This window comes from Ruegeria sp. G5 (genome assembly GCF_056533365.1).
In genome coordinates this window covers 1-891 of record NZ_JBQFOK010000022.1, presented here as the reverse complement: position 1 = coordinate 891, position 891 = coordinate 1, and the positions used below count along the sequence as shown (strand labels likewise).

General features: G+C 61.1%; 1 protein-coding gene. It reads left to right on the top strand.

Annotation, left to right across the window (positions count from 1 at the left end; translation table 11 throughout):
- Positions 1 to 891, top strand: an 891-nt coding sequence (locus ACR0BD_RS19705; RefSeq protein ID WP_480832980.1) for a xanthine dehydrogenase family protein molybdopterin-binding subunit, incomplete at both ends; no start/stop codon positions are given.

Sequence of the window (891 nt, the reverse complement as noted above, 5' to 3'; positions counted from 1 at the left end):
TTACCGGCAAGGATTTCGAAGGCGTGGGCGGCATCCCCTGCGGCTGGGAGGTGACCGACAAGCACGGCGCGCCCATGCAGGAACCGGCGCACCCCATTCTGGCGCAAGGCAAAGTGCGCCATGTGGGTGATCCGATTGCGGCCGTTGTAGCCGACAGCCTGGAACAGGCGCGTGACGCGGCCGAGGCGATAGACGTCGACATCGAAGAACTGCCCGCCGTGATCGACATGAAGGCCGCCGCGCAAGAGGGCGCGACGCTGGTCCATGACGATCTGAAGAACAATATATGCTATGACTGGCAGCTGGGTGAGGCCGATGACGCCAAGGTCAATGAGGTCTTCGCCAATGCGGCCCATGTGACCACGCTGGATCTGGTGAACAACCGTCTGGTCGCCAACCCGATGGAGCCGCGCGTGGCGGTGGCGGAATACAAGCGCGGTACGGATGAGTATACGCTCTTTACCACGTCGCAGAACCCGCATGTGATCCGCCTGCTGATGTGTGCCTTTGTGCTGGGTCTGCCCGAGCATAAGGTCCGCGTGGTGGCTCCGGATGTGGGTGGTGGTTTTGGCACAAAGATCTTCCACTATGCGGAAGAGGCGTTTGTGACCTTCGCCGCCAAGGCCTGCAACCGGCCTGTGAAGTGGTCGGCCAGCCGGTCTGAGGCGTTCATGTCCGATGCCCATGGCCGCGACCATGTGGGCACGATCGAGTTGGCGCTGGATGCCGATAACAACTTTGTCGGTCTGCGCACCAACACCTATGCGAACCTGGGGGCTTATCTGTCGACCTTCTCAAGCTCCGTGCCCACATGGCTGCACGGCACGCTGATGGCAGGCAATTACAAGACGCCGGTCATTCAGGTGAACGTGAAGGCGATGTTCACCAACA